The organism is Streptococcus sp. 20925_1_24, from assembly GCF_041432335.1.
GTDB lineage: Bacteria > Bacillota > Bacilli > Lactobacillales > Streptococcaceae > Streptococcus > Streptococcus mitis_BM.
In genome coordinates this window covers 1-19324 of record NZ_JAPVZM010000021.1, presented here as the reverse complement: position 1 = coordinate 19324, position 19324 = coordinate 1, and the positions used below count along the sequence as shown (strand labels likewise).

Genomic DNA, 19324 nt, shown 5'->3' with positions numbered 1-19324 from the left:
GTGAAAAAAGCAATCGTTCTTGGAGCAGATAATGGTTACTTAAATAAGCTGGAGACTACAATTAAGTCAGTATGTACGCATAATAAAAATTTAAAATTTTATATTTTTAATGATGATCTTCCGAGCGAATGGTTTCAAGTTATGAATAGACGGTTAAAAGTAATTGATTCAGAAATTATCAATATTAAGATTTCAAATCATCAATTAAAGGGCTATCATCTTCCAATTGCTTATTTATCCTACGCTACATTTTTTAGATATTTTATAGCAGATTTTGTAGTGGAAGAAAAAGCCTTATATCTTGATTCGGATATAGTAGTGACTCATTCGTTGGATGAATTATTCCAGGAAGAATTAGGAGACTATTGGATTGCTGGTGTTCGGGATTATTTTGTAAAAGGATATGAAAATCGCTTTAATGCGGGAATGATGTTGATTAATGTTAGTAAATGGAAACGGGAAAATCTTTCTGTAAAACTAATTGAACTAACAAATCGACATCATCAAGAAGTTTTTGGAGATCAAGGTATTCTCAATATGGTATTTGGAGAAAACTGGAAAAAGTTGGATCGGAAATACAATTTTATGGTTGGTTTAGATAGTTTGATTCATATTGCGATTGAAACGACTCCAGAAGCGCTATCATCTTGGTACAATTCAGCCCTTCCTGACGATGTGGTGCCTTATATTATTCACTACACTGGGGAAAAACCTTGGTTACCTTTAAGTCAAAATCGTTATAGAGATATTTGGTGGTTTTATCAAGGATTGGAATGGTCTGATATTTTGTTACGTAAAGAAAGGGTATTTCAGACCTATCAAGATTTAACAGTTGTACCAAAGGCCTATACAGCTATTTTTACCAATAGTTGCGAATTGGAACAAGTGGAATACTTGATAGAGAATTTATCTGATGTTCACTTTTATATATTTGCTCATACTTGGGTTGCATCTAATGTTATTGATCTAACGAGGTATCCTAATGTAACAGTTTATCAACAGTACAATCATTTTTCTTATGATAAGGTAATGAAAAAATTAGACTTCTACTTAGATATCAACCATTATGATGAAATTGATGATATTACAAATGTAGTAATGAACATGGGGAAACCAGTATTTTCTTTTTCAAATACGAATCATTGCAACGAGGGAGCTCAAATATTTTCTCCTACCGAGCCAGAAAAAATGGTTCAGGAAATTAGAAAGTACATAGATAAAGAGGAGAAATAAATGACAAAGAAAGTTATTGTTTTAGGCGCAGATAATGGCTATCAAGATAAGGTAGAAACTACAATTAAATCGATTTGTGCTCACAATCGTAATTTGAAATTCTATGTCTTTAATGATGATATTTCATCAGAATGGTTTCAATTAATGTCTAAACGACTTGAACCTTTATTATCTGAGATTGTTAATGTAAAAATAACAAATCATAGTCTACGAGACTATAATCTTCCATTGTCTCATTTGAGTTATGCTGCATTTTTTCGTTATTTTATTCCTCAATTTGTGAAGGAAGATAAGGCCTTGTATTTGGATTCAGATATTATAGTTAGATCAAATATAGATGAATTGTTTTTAGAGGATATTACAGATTACCCTTTAGCGGCTGTAGCAGATGCCTTAGTTCCATCTACTTTTAATTCAGGAGTCATGCTAATTAATGTTGCCTTATGGAAACAAGAAAATGCAACAGAAAGACTTCTTGAATTGACAAATGAATTTCATACTAGTACTTTCGGAGATCAGGGAATTTTAAATAAACTATTTGAAAATCGTTGGTATGCTTTAGATTCTTCTTATAATTTTATGGTTGGAATGGATACAGTTGCAAGAAATTATCAAATTGAAAATTGGTATACTGATTCATTAGAACTAGAAGAGACTGCTAAGATTATTCATTTTACAGGAGACAAACCATGGTATCAAGTGAATTTAAATCGCTTTAGAGAAGATTGGTGGTTCTATTATTCTTTGGAATGGTCTGATATTGTGATGAGAAAAGCTGACTTTAAGAAGGGCTTAAACTCACTCATAGAATCACCACTCTATCATACAGCTATATTTACAAATACTTGTCATATAGAGCATCTGGAATATTTGATTAGAGAATTACCGCAGGTTCACTTTTCAATTCTGGCTCATACAGGATTTGCATCTGAAATTATTGATTTACAACGATATTTAAATGTACAAATACTGCCTTCATTTAATCCGATGAATTTTAAAAAGGTCTTAGAAAAGATTGATTTCTATTTGGATATTAATCATGAAAATGAAATTGCTAATATTATTGAAGAGGTATATCAAATTGGAAAACCTATTCTTTCATTTGATAATACTTGCCATAATGTAGAAAAAGCAAGTTTTATCTGTGAATCTAAGAGACCAGAGAAGATGGTAGATGCGATTAAAGAATTATTGAAATTTTACTAGATATTAAAAGCAAAGTGGGATAATAATGGAAAAAAGAGCGATTGTACTGGGTGCTGATAATCTTTATCGTGATAAGCTAGAGACAACGATTAAATCAATTTGTGCGCATAATCAGAATTTGAAGTTTTACGTTTTTAATGATGATATTCCCAAAGAGTGGTTTTATTTGATGGCGAAACGATTAGAAAAGATTGATTCTGAAATTGTAAATGTTAAAGTTAATTCTGAAATATTACAAACATTTTCTACACCAAGAAAGCATATTAAGTATATGGCGTATTTTCGTTATTTTATACCTAATTTTGTAACAGAAAGTAGAGCACTTTACCTAGATTGCGATATAATTGTTCACAAATCGTTAGATGATTTATTCGATGTTCCTTTTGAAGATTTTTATATTCTAGCTGCAGCAGACTCCTGGGATAAAACCTTATTTAATTCTGGGATGATGATGGTTAATGTTGATAAATGGAAAGAAGATAACATTTGCCAACAACTGTTGGATTTGACTCGAGAAAAACATAAAGAAGTTTTTGGAGACCAGGGTGTTTTAAACTTGCTGTTTAAAGATAGATGGAAGAGAGTTTCGTCAGATTATAATTTTTTGGTAGGAGGGGATTCTATAGCAAATTCAGTAGGCTTGTTTTTACAGGAATGGAATCCCCATGATACTCATACTATAACACATTTCGAGGGAGAGCATAAACCATGGAACAATTCTTATCAAACCAGATATAGGGAACTATGGTGGTTTTATAATGGAATCGATTGGGAATCTATATTATCGCGAGAAGAGGAAAGACCTTCTAAATTTATCGAAATAGCAAAGATAAATGAAATACATACAGCAATTTTCACTAATACACAAGAATTGGAAAAAATTGAATATCTATTAGCTACATTTCCAAATGTACAGTTTCATATTTTTGCATATACTAACTTTGGTCCTAAAATAACTAAAATAGAAAAATTAGCCAATGTTTCACTTTATCCCTACTTCAATCAATATCAGTATAAAGAATTGATGGAGAAATTAGATTTTTATCTAGATATCAATCATGGAGAACCGATGAAGGATATACTTGAAGAAGTTCGTAAGAGGAACAAACAAATATTTACGTTTGAAAATACCAATCATGACACAACTGGGACAAGTAAGGTTTTTTCAGCAAATGAGCCAGAAACGATGGCGACAGCTATTCGAGAATTTTTAGATAAGAAGACTTCCTAATGTTGAGTAAATTGGGCATAAAAAATTGTCTATTTATGGTTAAAATGCTATATAGGCACGGGGCTTTGAAATAAGTTAGAATCGGAAACGAAATTAAACAGTAATACAATCTGTTCATCTAGTAAAGTGGTTGTTTTTTAAAAAATGGGAATCTAAAAGGGAAGTATTCATGAAACTACATTTAACAAATTTATACGGCATGGCTGGTGATAGTACGGTTATTTTAGCCCAAAATGCTGTGCAAAAAATAGCCAATAAACTAGGATTTAGAGAGGTTGGCATCTATTTTTACAATATTGCGTCAGATAGTCCCTCTGAAATGAATAAGCGTCTAGATGGGATTATGGCCAGTATCTCTATTGGTGATATATTAGTCTTTCAATCTCCTACTTGGAATGGCTTTGAGTTTGATCGAGTCTTATTTGATAAGCTGAAGGATATGCAGGTGAAGATTATTTGTTTTATCCATGATGTTGTCCCTCTTATGTTTGATAGTAACTATTATCTTATGAAAGAATACATGTATATGTATAATCTATCAGATGTTATAATCGTTCCATCAGGGAGAATGAAAGAACGCCTGATAGAAGAAGGTTTGACAACCAAGAAAATTCTCATTCAAGGGATGTGGGATCATCCTCATGATTTGTCACTTTATACCCCATCCTTTAAGAAAGAACTTTTTTTTGCAGGAAGTTTAGAGCGTTTTCCAGACTTACAAAATTGGTCTCAAGATACGCTTTTAAGAGTATTTTCAAATAAAGGAGAAGCAAGTTCCAATGCCAGAAATCTCAGCATCGAAGGATGGAAAAAAGATGAGGAATTGTTGCTAGAATTATCAAAGGGTGGATTTGGCCTTGTCTGGGGAACTCATCAAAATGATGGAGAAAGTAACCAATACTATACCTTAAATATATCTCATAAGGTTAGTACCTATCTGACTGCTGGTATCCCAGTCATTGTACCGAGTAGCTTATCAACTGCTAAATTTATAGTAGATCAAGGCTTGGGCTTTGTGGCGAATAGTCTGGAAGAAGCTCATGAGGTAGTTGATAGAATGAATGCACAAGAATATCAACAAATAACGAATCGGATAAAAACCTTTAGTTATTTGTTAAAAGAGGGTTATTTCACTAAAAAGTTATTGGTAGATGCAATCTATCACTTAGGAATTGATTAAGAGAATAAGATGATTAAAACAATTGTATTAGCTGGTGATCGCAATTACACCACGCAGTTAGAAACAACCATAAAATCTATCCTATACCACAATCGAGATGTTAAAATTTATATTTTAAATCAAGATATTATGCCAGATTGGTTTCGCAAGCCACACAAAATTGCTCGAATGTTAGGTAGTGAGATTATCGATGTTAAACTACCTGAACAAACTGTGTTTCAGAATTGGAAAAAACAGGCTCACATTAGTTCGATTGCCTATGCTAGATATTTTATCCCAGATTATATACAGGAAGATACTGTTTTATACTTGGATTGCGATTTACTTATCAATGATAAATTAGACAGTTTATTTGAGCAGGATATAGAAAAAGGTTATATAGCAGCTATTAGAGATGCAAATGGCCAAGGTTTTAATACTGGCGTCCTACTAATCAACAATAAAAAATGGCGCCAAGACAAACTAAAAGAACAATTAATTGAACAATCCATCCTAACAACGAGGGAAGTTGAAGAAGGTCGTTTTGAGCATTTTAATGGTGATCAAACGATTTTTAATCAGGTCTTGCAAGATGATTGGTTAGAGCTAGGTCGAGCTTATAATTTACAAGTAGGACATGATGTGGTGGCTTTGTATAATAATTGGCAGGAACATCTAGCTTTTAATGACAAACCAGTGGTGATTCATTTTACGACCTACAGAAAGCCTTGGACTACCTTGATAGCCAATCGTTACCGTGATTTATGGTGGCAATTTCATGATTTGGAGTGGAATCAAATTTTACAACATCATGTAGGAGAGTTTGAACTAATACCGCCTCTAGATAAGGAATTTTCTTGTTTAACCTTAACGAGTTCCCAAGATTTAGAAGGAATAGAAGAGCTAGTCACAGCTCTACCAGATGTGGTATTTCATATCGCGGCTTGGACGGATATGGGAGATAAACTAACAAAATTAGCTGTGTATGATAATGTGAGATTGCATCCACAGATTGTTCCTCCTGTATTAGATAAGCTGAACCAGTCAACAAATCTATATTTGGATATCCATCAGGGATTCGAAGTTGGAAGTATCTTGAGAGATGTTCGTGATTTAGGGATTCCTATCTTAAGTTTTTCTAATACACAGCATGGAATATATGATCAAATAGTATTTGACAAAGAAAATATCAATTTAATGATAGAAGCTATCAAAGACTATGCTAGCCATTCTCGTTTTTTAAAAGATTATAATCAGGAGACATTTCATTGCTTAATATTTACCGATACACAGGACATTGAGCAATTAGATTATTTAGCTCAGCAGCTTCCTCACCTTATCTTTGATATCGCAGCTTGGACAGATATGGGGCCCAAGTTATATGAACTACAAAGTAACTATCAAAATATTCGTTTACACCCAGCTATAACGTCAGAAAAATTAGAACAATTAAAAGTAAGAATGGGCTTGTATTTGGACATTAGCTGTGGTCATTCGACACATGATATTGTGAAGTCAGCTCATGAAATGAATAAAATCATTTTCTCTTTTGATAGCACCCAACATGGCTCTTTTGGACAATATATATACTCTTCAAAAGTACCCGAACGTATGGTGGAAGACATTGAAAATCTTATTTCTGGAACATTCCAAGTAAGAAGACCAGCGATTATGGTTAAGGATATTGATCAAACTCTAGATTATATAATAGAAAACCAATCTTCTATTATCCGTTTTGGAGATGGAGAGATGGATTTAATGTTAGGGAAATCTATTCCTTATCAAGTTTATGATGAAAACCTTGCAAGTCAGTTGAAAGAGATTATTTCTCTTCAAAGTGATGAAAAATTAGTTATTGGCTTACCAAATGTATTTGATAATCGTTCTAATTTTACACTAGCAGCGGAAGCCTTTTGGAAGGTACATTTAGAACATCATTTAAAAGATTATGTAGAATTAGCTAGAGCAGATTGGTATGGGACTACATTTGTATCTAGACCATACATTGACTATGTGGATAAATCTCAATCATTTAGTCAATTTGAAAAATTAAAACAAATTTGGAAGAATGAGGACATTCTGATTGTAGAAGGAGTAACTTCTCGTTCAGGTGTAGGTAATGATTTATTTGATGGAGCAAATTCAATTAAGCGAATTATTTGTCCATCCCATGATGCTTATTCGCGTATAGAAGAGATTCAAGAAGCTGTATTACAGTATGTTGAAAATCGCCTTATTTTATGTATGCTTGGCCCTACAGCTAAAATTTTATCCTATAATCTTTTTAGGAAGGGATATCGGGTTCTAGATATCGGCCATATTGATTCAGAGTATGAATGGATGAAAATGGGAGTTGATACAAAGGTTAAATTTAATCACAAGCATACTGCGGAACATAATTTTGATCAAGATATTGAATTTATAGAGGATGAGACATATAATAGTCAAGTGGTTACTGTCTTATCGTAATGAAGTACCTTAAACTTAAAGGAGATAAAATGTTAGAAGATAAAAAAGCTGTAGTTTTCGCAGGTGATTACGCTTATATTCGACAGATTGAGACAGCCATGAAATCACTTTGCAGACATAACAGCCATTTGAAGGTATATATCTTAAATCAAGATATTCCTCAGGAATGGTTTAGTAGATTGAGAGTCTATTTAGAAGAAATGGGAGGAGACTTGATTGATTGCAAGCTCATTGGGCAACAGTTCCAAATGAATTGGTCAAATAAACTACCTCATATCAATCATATGACTTTTGCACGTTATTTTATTCCAGATTTTGTTAAAGAAGATAAAGTGCTCTATCTTGATAGTGATTTAGTGGTAACGGGTGATTTGACATACTTATTTGAAGTAGACTTGGGTGAGAATTATCTAGCTGCAGCACGCTCTTGTTTTGGAGCAGGTGTTGGTTTTAATGCAGGAGTTCTATTGATAGACAATAAAAAATGGAAATCAAATAATATTCGTCAGCAGTTAGTTGAATTAACTGAGAAAGAACATGAAAATGTGGGAGAAGGAGATCAGTCTATTCTCAATATTCTTTTTCAAAATAGTTATTATCGGTTAGATGATAACTATAATTTTCAAATAGGTTTCGATGCTGGTGCAGCCGAAAAGAATCATGCTTTTATTTTTGAAATTCCTCTGACTCCCCTTCCTAAAATTTTGCACTATATTTCTCCTGATAAACCGTGGAAGCAGTTTTCTGTTGGACGTCTGAGAGAAGAGTGGTGGAAATACTCTTTTATGGAATGGAGTTATATAGTATCTAGCTGGAAAGAAAAGGGTCTTTTTTACTCTGCAGATATTTATAAACCAAAATTAACTTGTATGAATTTAACTAATTCTTGGTGTGTAGAAAAAATTGATTATCTAGTTGAACAATTACCAGAAGTACATTTTTATATTGCTGCTCATACTTTTATGTCGGATGAATTAAAGAGATTATCTAAGTTTCAAAATGTGACTCTTTATCCTAATTCTTTTCCTATTTTGGTGGAAAAACTTCTAAAGAGTTCAGATATTTATTTAGATTTAAATTTAGATCAGAAACTAGTATATATCTATGATTTGGTGAAAAAATATAATAAACCTATGCTTAGTTTTGAAAGTAGTCGATACCAAGAACTTTCGGATAGTGACTATGATGGTCTTTATAGCAATAGTACTCCGGTAGAATTAGTTAATGCAATTAGAAACTATATCCAAGATAAATAATCCATGATAGAATAATTAGTTACTTACCTTGAAAGTTTATGATAACGACCTTTTAAATTGGATAAGAAAGTATTATTTATGATGTTTTGTTACTCATTTTAGCTGGATTGGATTAGATATTTCAGTTACGCGTGTTAGATTTATCAATCTTTTAAAGGATTATAAGCAAATTTTAGAATACTATCAATTAACAGATATTGAGGAATATAAAAATATTTGTTTTAGATTAGATCTGTTTTTTGAAGCAGAAAAAAGAACTAAAGTATGATATTTCTCTTTTTATAACTAAGAGAGGAGTATCAAGTTGTTAAGAGAAAGAGAGTATAACGTGGGAAAAACTTACTCATCAATAGCAGTAAAAAAAGGGTTAGCTAGCTTATTTCTGTTGTTTATTTATGTACTAGGAAGTCGACTTACTCTTCCTTTTGTTGATTTAAATAGTAGAGATTTTTTAGGTGGGTCAACGGCATACTTGGCGTTTTCAACGGCACTTTTAGGAGGTAATCTAAGGAGTTTGTCCATATTCTCTATAGGATTATCACCATGGATGTCATCAATGATTCTATGGCAGTTACTCTCTTTTTCTAAGAAATTAAATATTACTTCCGTAGCAGTAGAAGTTCAAGATAGAAGAAAGATGTATTTAACATTGGTCATTGCCTTGATTCAATCATTAGCGCTCTCATTGAATTTACCGATACAACATCTTTATTCCTCTTTGTTGGTGATTATAATGAATACCTTATTATTAATATCAGGAGCCTTCTTTCTTATATGGTTATCAGATTTAAATGCTCGACTTGGAGTAGGTGGTTCTGTGGTTATTTTATTAGCTAGTATTGTTTTAAATATTCCACAAGATGTTTTAAATACTCTTCAGATTGTTCGAATTTCTACGGGAATTATATTGCTTATTATATTGAGTAGCATTGTACTAACTTATATGATGGTACTCATGTATAGAGCGCGTTATCGTATACCCGTTCATAAGATTGGCTTACGTAGCCGATTTAAGCGCTATTCTTATTTTGAAATAATGTTAAATCCTGCTGGTGGGATGCCGTTTATGTATGTTATGAGTTTTTTAAGTTTACCGACCTATATCTTTTTACTATTGCAGACCCTTTTTCCTCAGACTTCTATCTTTTATGAAATATCTTCTGAGTATGGAATTGGAAAACCATTATGGATTTATTCATATATTACCATGATTTTTTTGTTTAGTATTGCTTTTTCTTTTGTAAATATGAGTGGTGATCAAATCTCAGATCGGATGAAGAAGTCTGGGGAGTATATATATGGAGTTTATCCAGGAGAGGAAACAAGTCGTTTTATTAATCGATTAGTATTTCGTTTTTCGATTATAGGTGGGACCTTTAATGTGTTTATGGCAGGAACTCCAATGTTATTAGTTTTATCGGATGAGAAGTTGCTAAAAATTGCTATGATTCCAGGTTTATTTATGATGTTTGGTGGTATGATTTTCACAATCAAAGATGAAATGAAGGCTTTGAGACTAAATGAAACCTATAAACCCTTGATTTAGGAGGCTTTTATGTATTATTTTATTCCAGCCTGGTATGGTTCAAACCGTCAATGGCACGCTGATTTGACTCCATGGTATTATTCTCACTTTAAACTTGAATTTGATGATACTTTCAATCAAATTAGGCTTTTTCAAAGACAAGGACTATCATCCCGGCTATTAGTATTAGCCTATCAGCCACATTTACGTTACTTTTTACATAGACATGGTGTCTTAGAGACAGAAGTCTATTCTATCTTTGATGATCTGCAAGACTTGCATGATATACACACCCAGGTTCTTAATATGAGAGATATAGAGTGGGATAGTGATTGTCAATTTCTCTATAGTCCATTTGCAATAGTAGTTCAAAAAAATGGTAAAAAATATGCTAAAGTGGAGCATGGTGTAGAAGGATTTATCAGTGAAATCCAATATTTTGACCTCGATGGACAGATAAGTAAGAATTATATTATGGATGATCGTGGCTTTGTATCGAGTGTCATTTATTTTGATAATGGACAGCCTACCTATCAAGACTATTTGGATCCTAAAGGTATCTGGAGATTTAGGGAGCATTTAAACGAGGGAGGACGAGTAGAGGTAAATCCAATATTTGGTTACCGTTTTAAACAGCTTCACTATACTGATATGAGTCAACTAGTTACAGAATATTTTGATAAGTATCTACAAAAGCAACAGAAAAAACAGGATATTTTCATCATCCCTTCTCACCCCCATCATGACCAATTTGTCTTAAGTTGCTTACCGAGTGATACAGCTAAAATTTTGAGCCTGTTTATTAACCGGAACTCTCAAGCTAGTTTTAAAGACCTAGCTCCATCATTTGATCAGGTAGATGTAGTCTTAGTGGATAGAGAGGATAGTTTACAACTATTGCGGGAACTATATCCTACACTATCAGATAAGTTTTATCATCTCTCGCCTTTTGATACGCGTTTACGACTAGGTAGAAGTCAGACTCGAAAAGAATCGATTATTTACTATCAATTAGATTTTTCTCAAGGAATTGATAGAAAAGGCCTATTTCATGTTTTATCATTTATTGCTGAAACCAAAAATACAGAGGTTATTTTTGGGGCCTTTGCTGCTAGTCAGGAACAAATGGAAGAAGTGGAATCACTTGTCAATGAAATTATTCAGGAACAAATCCATACGGATAGTTTAGAAAAAGGTCTAGATTATGGTGGGGCAGAAAATCCTTTAGAAGAAAATCAAGAGCAGGAACTACGTTTTCAATTTGTCAATATGAATGACGAGCTGGATTTGATTAAGACACTAGAGTTTGTTCGTTTGATTGTGGATCTTAATAAACAACCCCACCTCTATACTCAAATCGCAGGTATTAGTGCGGGAATTCCTCAAATTAATCAGGTCGAAACCGTCTATGTAGAACATTTGAAAAATGGTTATTTAATTTCAGATGTGACAGAATTTTCCAAGGCGGCACATTACTATACAGATAGACTAAAAGAGTGGAATCAAGCTCTAGTATACTCTATTGATAAAATCAAGGAACATACTGGTCAACGATTCTTAGATAAACTGCATCACTGGATTGAGGAGGTTACAGATGTCAAAGGACTATAAAATCCTACAGATAGGAATTGATAATTGGGCTCATCATTATGAAATTCCTGAAAATATGGATTGGTATTATTTCTGTCCCAACTCACCGCTAGCTCTTCGTAAAATGATGGAAATGGATAGCATCAAAAAGTTTCATGCAATTTTGATAGAGGATGGTCAGTATTTATCTGATTTACTACCTTTTATTCATCATATTGAGCCCTATACTCTTTTTTATGGCCAAGATTTTAAAACGACAGATTTAGGTATTCTTGATTTATTAAAAAAGCGGTGTGCTCGGGCTGTAGATTTTTCGAATCCCCAGCAATTACTAAATGATTTATCAACTTCTCTCTTTGGTGGGGGGTATGGAGATAAATTATTCCCATTTGGAATCCAAATTCACCCTTCATTTGAAGGTTCTATTGCTTATCAAGGATTGGAGTATGTGACCCTAGAAGGACATTTTGGAGATGATTTCCAACAACTGGCTTACTGGTCTGATAATTTTATAGTGTATAAAAACTTGCCTATAGAGTTATGGTTAGAGTATGAAAAACAAGGCGATTGTGAGATACGATTTGTCATCCGTAAAATTTGGGCAGGAGGAGTTGATGACTTTTTTGAAGAGGAAATTTATAGTGAAGACAATCTTCAGAAAGCTATTATTGTGAATAGTAAAGAGATAAATTTTTATATAACGGTATCCATTGAAGCACGTGGTAAAGGGCAACTTCAACTAGGAAATCTTCACCAGCGTTGGAGTCGCAAACAATTCGGGAAGTTTGTCCTTGGTGGAAATATTTTACATGATAGAAAGCGCGATGAAATTAATTACTTCTTCCATCCAGGTGATTTCAAGCCGCCTTTAGCTGTTTATTTTTCAGGTTTTCGTCCTGCCGAGGGATTCGAGGGATATTGGATGATGAAAAATTTAGGATGTCCTTTTCTTTTATTCTCAGATCCTCGTCTTGAGGGTGGAGCCTTTTACCTTGGAAGTCAAGAATTAGAGAATAAGATTAAGGAAACCATCCAATATTATTTGGATTATCTTGGTTTGACATCTAAAGATTTGATTTTATCAGGTTTATCAATGGGGACTTTTCCATCGCTCTATTACGGAGCCACTTTTGAACCTCGTGCAGTTATAGTCGGGAAGCCATTAGCTAATATTGGGACTATTGCAAGGAGAGGGCGTTTAGAGGCGCCAGGTGTATTTCATAGCGCTTTTGATGTTCTGAGACATCAGACGGGTGGAGTTAGTTCCCAACATATGGAAGATTTGGATCAAATTTTTTGGAATGCTTTTAAAAAGGCTGATTTCACCCAGACAACTTTTGGTCTTTCCTATATGAAGGATGAAGATATGGACAATAAAGCCTACAATCAGTTAGTAGAACATCTTTGTTATACCGGGGCTAAAATTTTATCTAAAGGTACAGATGGACGACATAATGATGATACAAATACTAATGTGGCTTGGTTTCTACATTTTTATCGCATGATTTTGGAATCAGATTTTGGAAGAGGAAGTCAATGATTATTAAACAAAGACAAGAAATTAATTGGGGTGAAGTAGGAGGAACGTATAGATATGGGTCAACTGTATCGTTTTCCCACGATAAAAGCGTTAGATTATATAATTCCCTATTGCCATCTGGAGAGATTCTCAAAACTTGGTTTTCCAGTGTGAACTATCAAGCATTTAGAACTCAGCCCAATCTTCCTTTACTTAAAAGAAAACAGGATTATCAATTATGTATGGATTTTGAATGCCATCCTACAAATGGAGTCTATACAAAGATTTCCTTTTTTGATAGATATGGGGATGTGATTGAAGAAAAAATTGAAAAAGTGAAGGTCTTTGATTTTACCTATCCTGATGATACCTATACCTATCAAGTCTCCCTTCTAAGTGCTGGTTTTGAATCCTTAGATTTCTATTCTTTTTCTATTAAGGAGTTAAATCGTGTTTAAAGTTTTTTATCAAGATTTTCAACTTCGGAAAGTTAAAAGAATTTTAAGAAAGATTAATGCCCTTAAAGGGGAGATGGAGTCTTTATCAGACAACGAATTAGCGACAAAAACAGTGGAATTTCGCCAACGTCTTGCTGAGGGGGCCACTCTCGATGACCTGTTGGTAGAAGCTTTTGCTGTTGTTCGTGAAGCGGATAGACGCGTATTGAGAATGTTCCCTTATGATGTCCAGGTCATGGGAGGAATTGTGATCCATCAGGGAAATGTTGCTGAGATGAATACAGGTGAAGGGAAAACCTTGACAGCCACTATGCCTGTTTATCTCAATGCCCTGACAGGTAAAGGTACCATGCTGATTACCACTAATGACTATCTAGCTAAACGTGATGCTGAAGAAATGGGACAAGTGTATCGCTTCTTAGGTTTGACAATTGGTGTACCTTTAACAGATGATCCTCAAGATGAGTTAAGCGTGGAAGAGAAGAAAAAGATTTATGAATCTGATATCATTTATACAACTAATGGAGCTTTAGGGTTCGATTATTTGGGTGACAATCTTGCTTCCAATGAAAAGGGGAAATTTTTACGTCCTTTTGATTACGTCATTATTGACGAGATTGATGATATCTTGCTGGATAGTGCCCAGACACCTCTTATCATTGCAGGAGCTCCTCGGGTTCAATCTAACCACTACGGTATTATTGATACGCTGGTAACGACTTTGGTAGAAGGGGAGGATTATATCTTTAAAGAGGAAAAGGGTGAAGTCTGGCTCACTACCAAGGGGGCTAAAACTGCAGAAAGCTTTTTAGGAATAGATCATTTTTACAAGGAAGAACATGCGGTTTTTGCTCGCCATTTAGTCTATGCTATACGAGCCCATAAACTCTATACAAAAGACAAGGACTATGTCATTCGTGGGGATGAAATGGTACTGGTAGATAAGGGAACAGGTCGTCTAATGGAGATGACCAAACTACAAGGAGGCCTCCATCAGGCCATTGAGGCAAAGGAACATGTCAAATTATCTCCAGAGACAAGGGCTATGGCTTCTATCACCTATCAGAGCCTTTTTAAGATGTTCAATAAGATATCTGGGATGACAGGGACAGGTAAGGTTGCAGAAAAAGAGTTTATTGAAACCTACAATATGTCTGTAGTGCGCATTCCAACCAATCGTCCTAGACAACGGATTGACTATCCAGATAATCTATACGTTACTTTACCTGAAAAAGTGTATGCATCCTTGGAGTACATCAAGGAATACCATGCTAAGGGAAATCCCTTACTCGTTTTTGTAGGCTCAGTTGAAATGTCTCAACTCTATTCGTCACTCTTGCTTCGTGAAGGGATTGCCCATAATGTCCTAAATGCTAATAATGCGGCGCGTGAGGCTCAGATTATCTCCGAGTCAGGTCAGATGGGGGCTGTGACAGTGGCTACCTCTATGGCAGGACGTGGTACGGATATCAAGCTTGGTAAAGGAGTCGCAGAACTTGGGGGCTTGATTGTTATTGGAACGGAACGGATGGAAAGTCAACGAATCGACCTGCAAATTCGTGGACGTTCTGGTCGTCAGGGAGATCCTGGTATGAGTAAGTTTTTTGTATCCTTGGAGGACGATGTTATCAAGAAATTTGGTCCATCTTGGGTTCATAAAAAGTACAAAGACTATCAGGTTCAAGATATGACTCAACCAGAAGTATTGAAAGGTCGTAAATACAGAAGACTAGTCGAAAAGGCTCAGCATGCTAGTGATAGTGCTGGACGTTCGGCACGTCGTCAGACTCTAGAATATGCTGAGAGTATGAATATTCAACGGGATATGGTCTATAAAGAAAGAAATCGTCTAATAGATGGTTCTCGTGACTTAGAGGATGTTGTAGAGGAAATCATTGCTAGTTACATAGATCAAGTGACTTCTTCAGAATATGAAAGCCGAGAGTTACTCTTCCATTTTCTTGTGACCAATATTAGTTTTCATATTAAAGAAGTTCCAGAATATGTAAATGTGACTGACAAAACTGCAGTTCGTAGCTTTATAAAGCAGGTGATTGATAAAGAACTTTCTGAAAAGAAAGAATTGCTTGACCAACATGGCTTATATGAACAGTTTTTACGACTTTCTATGCTCAAGGCTATTGATGACAACTGGGTAGAGCAGGTAGACTATCTACAACAGTTATCTATGGCTATCGGTGGTCAGTCTGCTAGTCAGAAAAATCCAATCGTAGAGTATTATCAAGAAGCTTATGCTGGCTTTGAAGCTATGAAAGAACAAATCCGTGCGGATATGGTGCGTAATCTCCTGATGGGCTTGGTTGAAGTCACTCCCAAGGGTGAGATTATGACTCATTTCCCATAAAAAGAGGAAAATATGACAATTTACAATATAAATTTAGGACTTGGCTGGGCTAGTAGCGGTGTTGAATACGCACAAGCCTATCGTGCTGGTGTTTTTCGGAAATTAAATCTGTCCTCTAAGTTTATCTTTACAGATATGATTTTAGCCGATAACATTCAGCACTTAACAGCCAATATTGGTTTTGATGATGATCAAGTGATCTGGCTTTATAATCATTTTACAGACATCAAGATTGCACCTACTAGCGTGACAGTGGATGATGTCCTGGCTATTTTTGGCGGTGTGGAAAGTCGTAGAGAAAAGAATGGTAAGGTCTTGCGTGTCTTCTTTTCTGACCAAGATAAGTTTGTAACCTGTTATTTGGTTGATGAGGACAAGGACTTGGTTCAACATGCCGAGTATGTCTTTAAAGGAAAACTGATTCGTAAAGATTACTTTTCTTATACGCGTTATTGTAGCGAATATTTTGCTCCCAAGGACAATGCTGCAGTCCTATACCAAAGGACTTTTTACAATGAAGACGGGACTCCGGCCTATGATATCTTGATGAATCAAGGGAAGGAAGAAGTTTATCGTTTTAAGGATAAGATTTTATATGGGAAGCCTGCCTTGATACGTTATTTCATGAAGACTCTTCGTTTAAGTAAATCAGATCTAGTGATTTTAGATCGTGAAACAGGCATTGGGCAGGTTGTTTTTGAGGAAGCGCAAGAGGCGCATCTAGCGGTAGTTGTTCATGCGGAGCATTATAGTGAAAATGCTACAAACGAGGACTATATCCTTTGGAACAACTACTATGACTATCAGTTTACCAATGCAGATAAGGTTGATCTTTTTATCGTTTCAACGGATCGCCAAAAGGAAGTCTTAGAGCAACAGTTTGCTCACTATACTACGCATGCTCCTAAGATTGTAACCATTCCAGTTGGAAGTGTTGATGAATTAACAAAACCACAAGAGAAGCGTAAACCATTTTCTCTCATTACAGCTTCTCGTCTAGCCAAGGAAAAACACATTGATTGGCTTGTGAAAGCTGTGATTGAAGCTCATAAAGAGTTACCGGAATTAACTTTTGATATTTATGGGAGCGGTGGAGAAGATTCTCTTCTTCGAGAAATTATTGCAAATCATCAGGCTGAGGATTATATTCAGCTCAAGGGGCATGCGGAACTTTCGCAGATTTATAGTCGGTATGAGGTATATTTGACAGCTTCTACTAGCGAAGGATTTGGTTTGACCTTGATGGAAGCTATTAGTTCAGGTTTGCCATTGATTGGCTTTGATGTTCCATATGGAAATCAAACTTTCATTGAAGACGGTAAAAATGGCTACTTGATTCCAAGCTCATCTGACCATGTGGAGGATGAAATCAAGAAAGCTTATGCAGAAAAGATTTGCCAACTTTATTTGGAGAATCGTTTGGAAGGTATGAGAGAGAAGTCATACCAGATAGCAGAGTCATTCTTGACTCAAGAGATTCTAAACACATGGGAAGAAACAATCAAGGAGGTAGTGGATGATTCAGTTATTTGATGTATATAATCAAGAAAGCCAAGATTTGAACTATAGTCTGACTGAAGCTGAACTGTCTGATTTGGCTGTGGTTATTGAACCAGATGGATTCTTACCGTATGGAGTTGTCTCCCCCTTTACCTATTATTTGGGTTATGACAGTGGTAAACCCTTATACTTTAACCAAGTTCCTGTACCAGACTTTTGGGAAATTGCTGGCGATAATCAGTCTGCAATGATTAATGACCTCAATCAAGAACGGGCAGTGATTCATTTTGCAGATGGTTTACAGGCGCGTTTGGTAAAAAAAGTCGAATGGAAAACACCAGCAGGTCGAATTTTTCAAGTAGATCACTATAATCGTTTCGGAATTTGCTTTGCTAAAACCACCTATGATGTTTCTGGTCAAGCTATTATGACTTCCTATCGGGACGTAGATCAAAAGGAAGTTATTTTGGAAAACCATATCACAGGTGATATTCTTTTGACCTTAGAAGGACAAGGCTTGCGTCATTTTTCTAATCGAGTAGCTTTTATCATAGATTTCCTACAAGGTTTGAATGTGAATCTTGACCACATTATCTTTAATAGCTTATCTACCTCGTTTTTGACATCTTTCCATTTTCCAGATAAATCTGGCTCAGATATCCTAGTTTGGCAGGAACCTCTCTATGATGCTATTCCAGGCAATATGCAGTTGATTTTGGAAAGCGATGATGTGCGTACTAAGAAAATCATTATTCCCAATAAGGCGACTTATGAGCGCGCTTTGGAGTTAACTGACGAGAAATACCATGATCAGTTTGTGCACTTGGGTTACCATTATCAGTTTAAACGCGATAATTTCCTAAGACGAGATGCCTTAATCTTGACTAATTCCGATCAGATTGAGCAAATAGAAGCAATCGTAGAAGCTTTGCCTGATGTTACTTTCCGTATCGCAGCGGTGACAGAGATGTCTTCTAAGCTCTTAGACATGCTTCGCTATCCTAATGTGGTCCTTTACCAGAATGCTAGTCCGCAGAAGATTCAGGAGCTCTATCAATTGTCGGATATTTACTTGGATATAAACCACAGTAATGAGTTGTTGCAGGCGGTGCGTCAGGCCTTTGAACATAATCTCTTGATTCTTGGATTTAATCAGACAGTGCACAATAAACTCTATATCGCTCCTGAACATCTATTTGAAAGTAGTGAAGTTGCTGCTTTGGTTGAGACCATTAAACTGGCCCTTTCAGATGTTGATCAAATGCGTCAGGCACTTGGCAAACAAGGCCAACATGCAAATTATGTTGACTTGGTGCAATATCAGGAAACCATGCAAACTGTTTTAGGAGGCTAATATGTCAGACGAAGATTTATTTTACAAAGACGTTGAAGGTCGCATGGAAGAGTTGAAACAAAAACCCATCAAGAAGGAAAAAGAAACCCGAGGGGAAAAGATTAGTAAGACTTTTTCACTCTTACTGGGCTTGATGATTCTGATTGGTTTGCTCTTTACTTTGCTGGGAATTTTGAGGTAGGTCTATGATTGAAGTACTAATTGTTTTAGCTATTATCCTATCTCTTGCTTTGATTGTATTGGTAACTATACAACCCCGTCAAAATCAACTCTTTTCCATGGATGCCACTAGTAATATTGGTAAACCAAGTTACTGGCAGAGCAACACCTTGGTCAAGGTGCTCACTTTATTGGTGAGTTTGGCTTTATTTGTTCTACTATTAACCTTTATGGTGATAACTTACAAATAAAAGAAAACTTCAGATATTCACCTTTTGTGATTGGTCTGAAGTTTTCTTT

Annotated in this window: 15 protein-coding genes and 1 pseudogene; all 16 read left to right on the top strand. The window is 35.2% G+C overall.

Features of this window, described 5'->3' with window-relative positions:
• The 16 genes and pseudogenes from O3650_RS09380 (at position 1) to O3650_RS09305 (ending at position 19275) form a co-directional block, all read left to right on the top strand.
• Positions 1–1233 carry a glycosyltransferase family 8 protein gene (locus O3650_RS09380; protein WP_261029773.1) on the top strand — a complete coding sequence of 411 codons (1233 nt, stop codon included), beginning with the start codon at positions 1–3 and terminating at the stop codon, positions 1231–1233.
• Entirely contained in the window at positions 1234–2439 is a 1206-nt protein-coding gene (locus tag O3650_RS09375) for a glycosyltransferase family 8 protein (RefSeq protein WP_261029772.1), read from the top strand.
• A 25-nt stretch (positions 2440–2464) separates the two neighbouring features.
• Entirely contained in the window at positions 2465–3670 is a 1206-nt protein-coding gene (locus O3650_RS09370; protein ID WP_261029771.1) for a glycosyltransferase, read from the top strand.
• Positions 3671–3839: 169 nt separating this feature from the next.
• Positions 3840–4850 carry a sugar transferase gene (locus O3650_RS09365; protein WP_261029770.1) on the top strand — a complete coding sequence of 337 codons (1011 nt, stop codon included), beginning with the start codon at positions 3840–3842 and terminating at the stop codon, positions 4848–4850.
• Positions 4851–4859: 9 nt separating this feature from the next.
• Complete coding sequence (locus O3650_RS09360) at positions 4860–7298, top strand: SP_1767 family glycosyltransferase (protein WP_261029769.1); 2439 nt, start codon at positions 4860–4862, stop codon at positions 7296–7298.
• A 29-nt stretch (positions 7299–7327) separates the two neighbouring features.
• Positions 7328–8554: a glycosyltransferase family 8 protein gene (locus O3650_RS09355; protein WP_261029768.1), complete on the top strand. Its 1227-nt coding sequence runs from the start codon at positions 7328–7330 to the stop codon at positions 8552–8554.
• A gap of 109 nt (positions 8555–8663) precedes the next feature.
• Positions 8664–8822: pseudogene (locus O3650_RS09350) on the top strand (glycosyltransferase family 2 protein); the annotation flags it as partial.
• Positions 8823–8882: 60 nt separating this feature from the next.
• Positions 8883–10100 (top strand): accessory Sec system protein translocase subunit SecY2, encoded by a 1218-nt coding sequence (secY2, locus tag O3650_RS09345; protein ID WP_261029783.1) that lies wholly within the window; start codon positions 8883–8885, stop codon positions 10098–10100.
• Positions 10101–10109: 9 nt separating this feature from the next.
• Positions 10110–11690 (top strand): accessory Sec system protein Asp1, encoded by a 1581-nt coding sequence (asp1, locus tag O3650_RS09340; RefSeq protein ID WP_261029767.1) that lies wholly within the window; start codon positions 10110–10112, stop codon positions 11688–11690.
• Positions 11674–13209 carry an accessory Sec system protein Asp2 gene (asp2, locus tag O3650_RS09335; protein ID WP_261029766.1) on the top strand — a complete coding sequence of 512 codons (1536 nt, stop codon included), beginning with the start codon at positions 11674–11676 and terminating at the stop codon, positions 13207–13209. The genes asp1 and asp2 overlap by 17 nt, the downstream gene beginning before the upstream one ends.
• Positions 13206–13646 (top strand): accessory Sec system protein Asp3, encoded by a 441-nt coding sequence (gene asp3 / locus O3650_RS09330; protein WP_261029765.1) that lies wholly within the window; start codon positions 13206–13208, stop codon positions 13644–13646. The genes asp2 and asp3 overlap by 4 nt, the downstream gene beginning before the upstream one ends.
• The gene (gene secA2, locus O3650_RS09325) at positions 13639–16011 is read left to right on the top strand and encodes an accessory Sec system translocase SecA2 (RefSeq protein ID WP_261029764.1); all 2373 of its coding nucleotides are present in this window, start codon (positions 13639–13641) and stop codon (positions 16009–16011) included. Before asp3 ends, secA2 begins: the two co-directional genes overlap by 8 nt.
• A 12-nt stretch (positions 16012–16023) precedes the next feature.
• Positions 16024–17544, top strand: coding sequence for an accessory Sec system glycosyltransferase GtfA (gene gtfA, locus O3650_RS09320; protein WP_261029763.1), 1521 nt, complete (start codon positions 16024–16026; stop codon positions 17542–17544).
• On the top strand, positions 17528–18865 hold the full coding sequence (gtfB, locus tag O3650_RS09315) for an accessory Sec system glycosylation chaperone GtfB (protein ID WP_261029762.1): 1338 nt from the start codon (positions 17528–17530) through the stop codon (positions 18863–18865). Before gtfA ends, gtfB begins: the two co-directional genes overlap by 17 nt.
• Position 18866: 1 nt before the next feature.
• Complete coding sequence (gene asp4, locus O3650_RS09310; protein ID WP_001278708.1) at positions 18867–19046, top strand: accessory secretory system protein Asp4; 180 nt, start codon at positions 18867–18869, stop codon at positions 19044–19046.
• Positions 19047–19050: 4 nt separating this feature from the next.
• Positions 19051–19275: an accessory secretory protein Asp5 gene (locus O3650_RS09305; protein ID WP_261029761.1), complete on the top strand. Its 225-nt coding sequence runs from the start codon at positions 19051–19053 to the stop codon at positions 19273–19275.
• Positions 19276–19324 lie beyond the last annotated feature (49 nt).

What these genes read in the sequence shown, in the direction of transcription:
- O3650_RS09375 (WP_261029772.1), top strand. Translation starts at nt 1,234, where the DNA reads ATGACAAAGAAAGTTATTGTTTTAGGCGCAGATAATGGCTATCAAGAT.
- O3650_RS09370 (WP_261029771.1), top strand. Translation starts at nt 2,465, where the DNA reads ATGGAAAAAAGAGCGATTGTACTGGGTGCTGATAATCTTTATCGTGAT.
- O3650_RS09365 (WP_261029770.1), top strand. Translation starts at nt 3,840, where the DNA reads ATGAAACTACATTTAACAAATTTATACGGCATGGCTGGTGATAGTACG.
- O3650_RS09360 (WP_261029769.1), top strand. Translation starts at nt 4,860, where the DNA reads ATGATTAAAACAATTGTATTAGCTGGTGATCGCAATTACACCACGCAG.
- O3650_RS09355 (WP_261029768.1), top strand. Translation starts at nt 7,328, where the DNA reads ATGTTAGAAGATAAAAAAGCTGTAGTTTTCGCAGGTGATTACGCTTAT.
- asp1 (WP_261029767.1), top strand. Translation starts at nt 10,110, where the DNA reads ATGTATTATTTTATTCCAGCCTGGTATGGTTCAAACCGTCAATGGCAC.
- asp2 (WP_261029766.1), top strand. Translation starts at nt 11,674, where the DNA reads ATGTCAAAGGACTATAAAATCCTACAGATAGGAATTGATAATTGGGCT.
- asp3 (WP_261029765.1), top strand. Translation starts at nt 13,206, where the DNA reads ATGATTATTAAACAAAGACAAGAAATTAATTGGGGTGAAGTAGGAGGA.
- gtfA (WP_261029763.1), top strand. Translation starts at nt 16,024, where the DNA reads ATGACAATTTACAATATAAATTTAGGACTTGGCTGGGCTAGTAGCGGT.
- gtfB (WP_261029762.1), top strand. Translation starts at nt 17,528, where the DNA reads ATGATTCAGTTATTTGATGTATATAATCAAGAAAGCCAAGATTTGAAC.
- asp4 (WP_001278708.1), top strand. Translation starts at nt 18,867, where the DNA reads ATGTCAGACGAAGATTTATTTTACAAAGACGTTGAAGGTCGCATGGAA.
- O3650_RS09305 (WP_261029761.1), top strand. Translation starts at nt 19,051, where the DNA reads ATGATTGAAGTACTAATTGTTTTAGCTATTATCCTATCTCTTGCTTTG.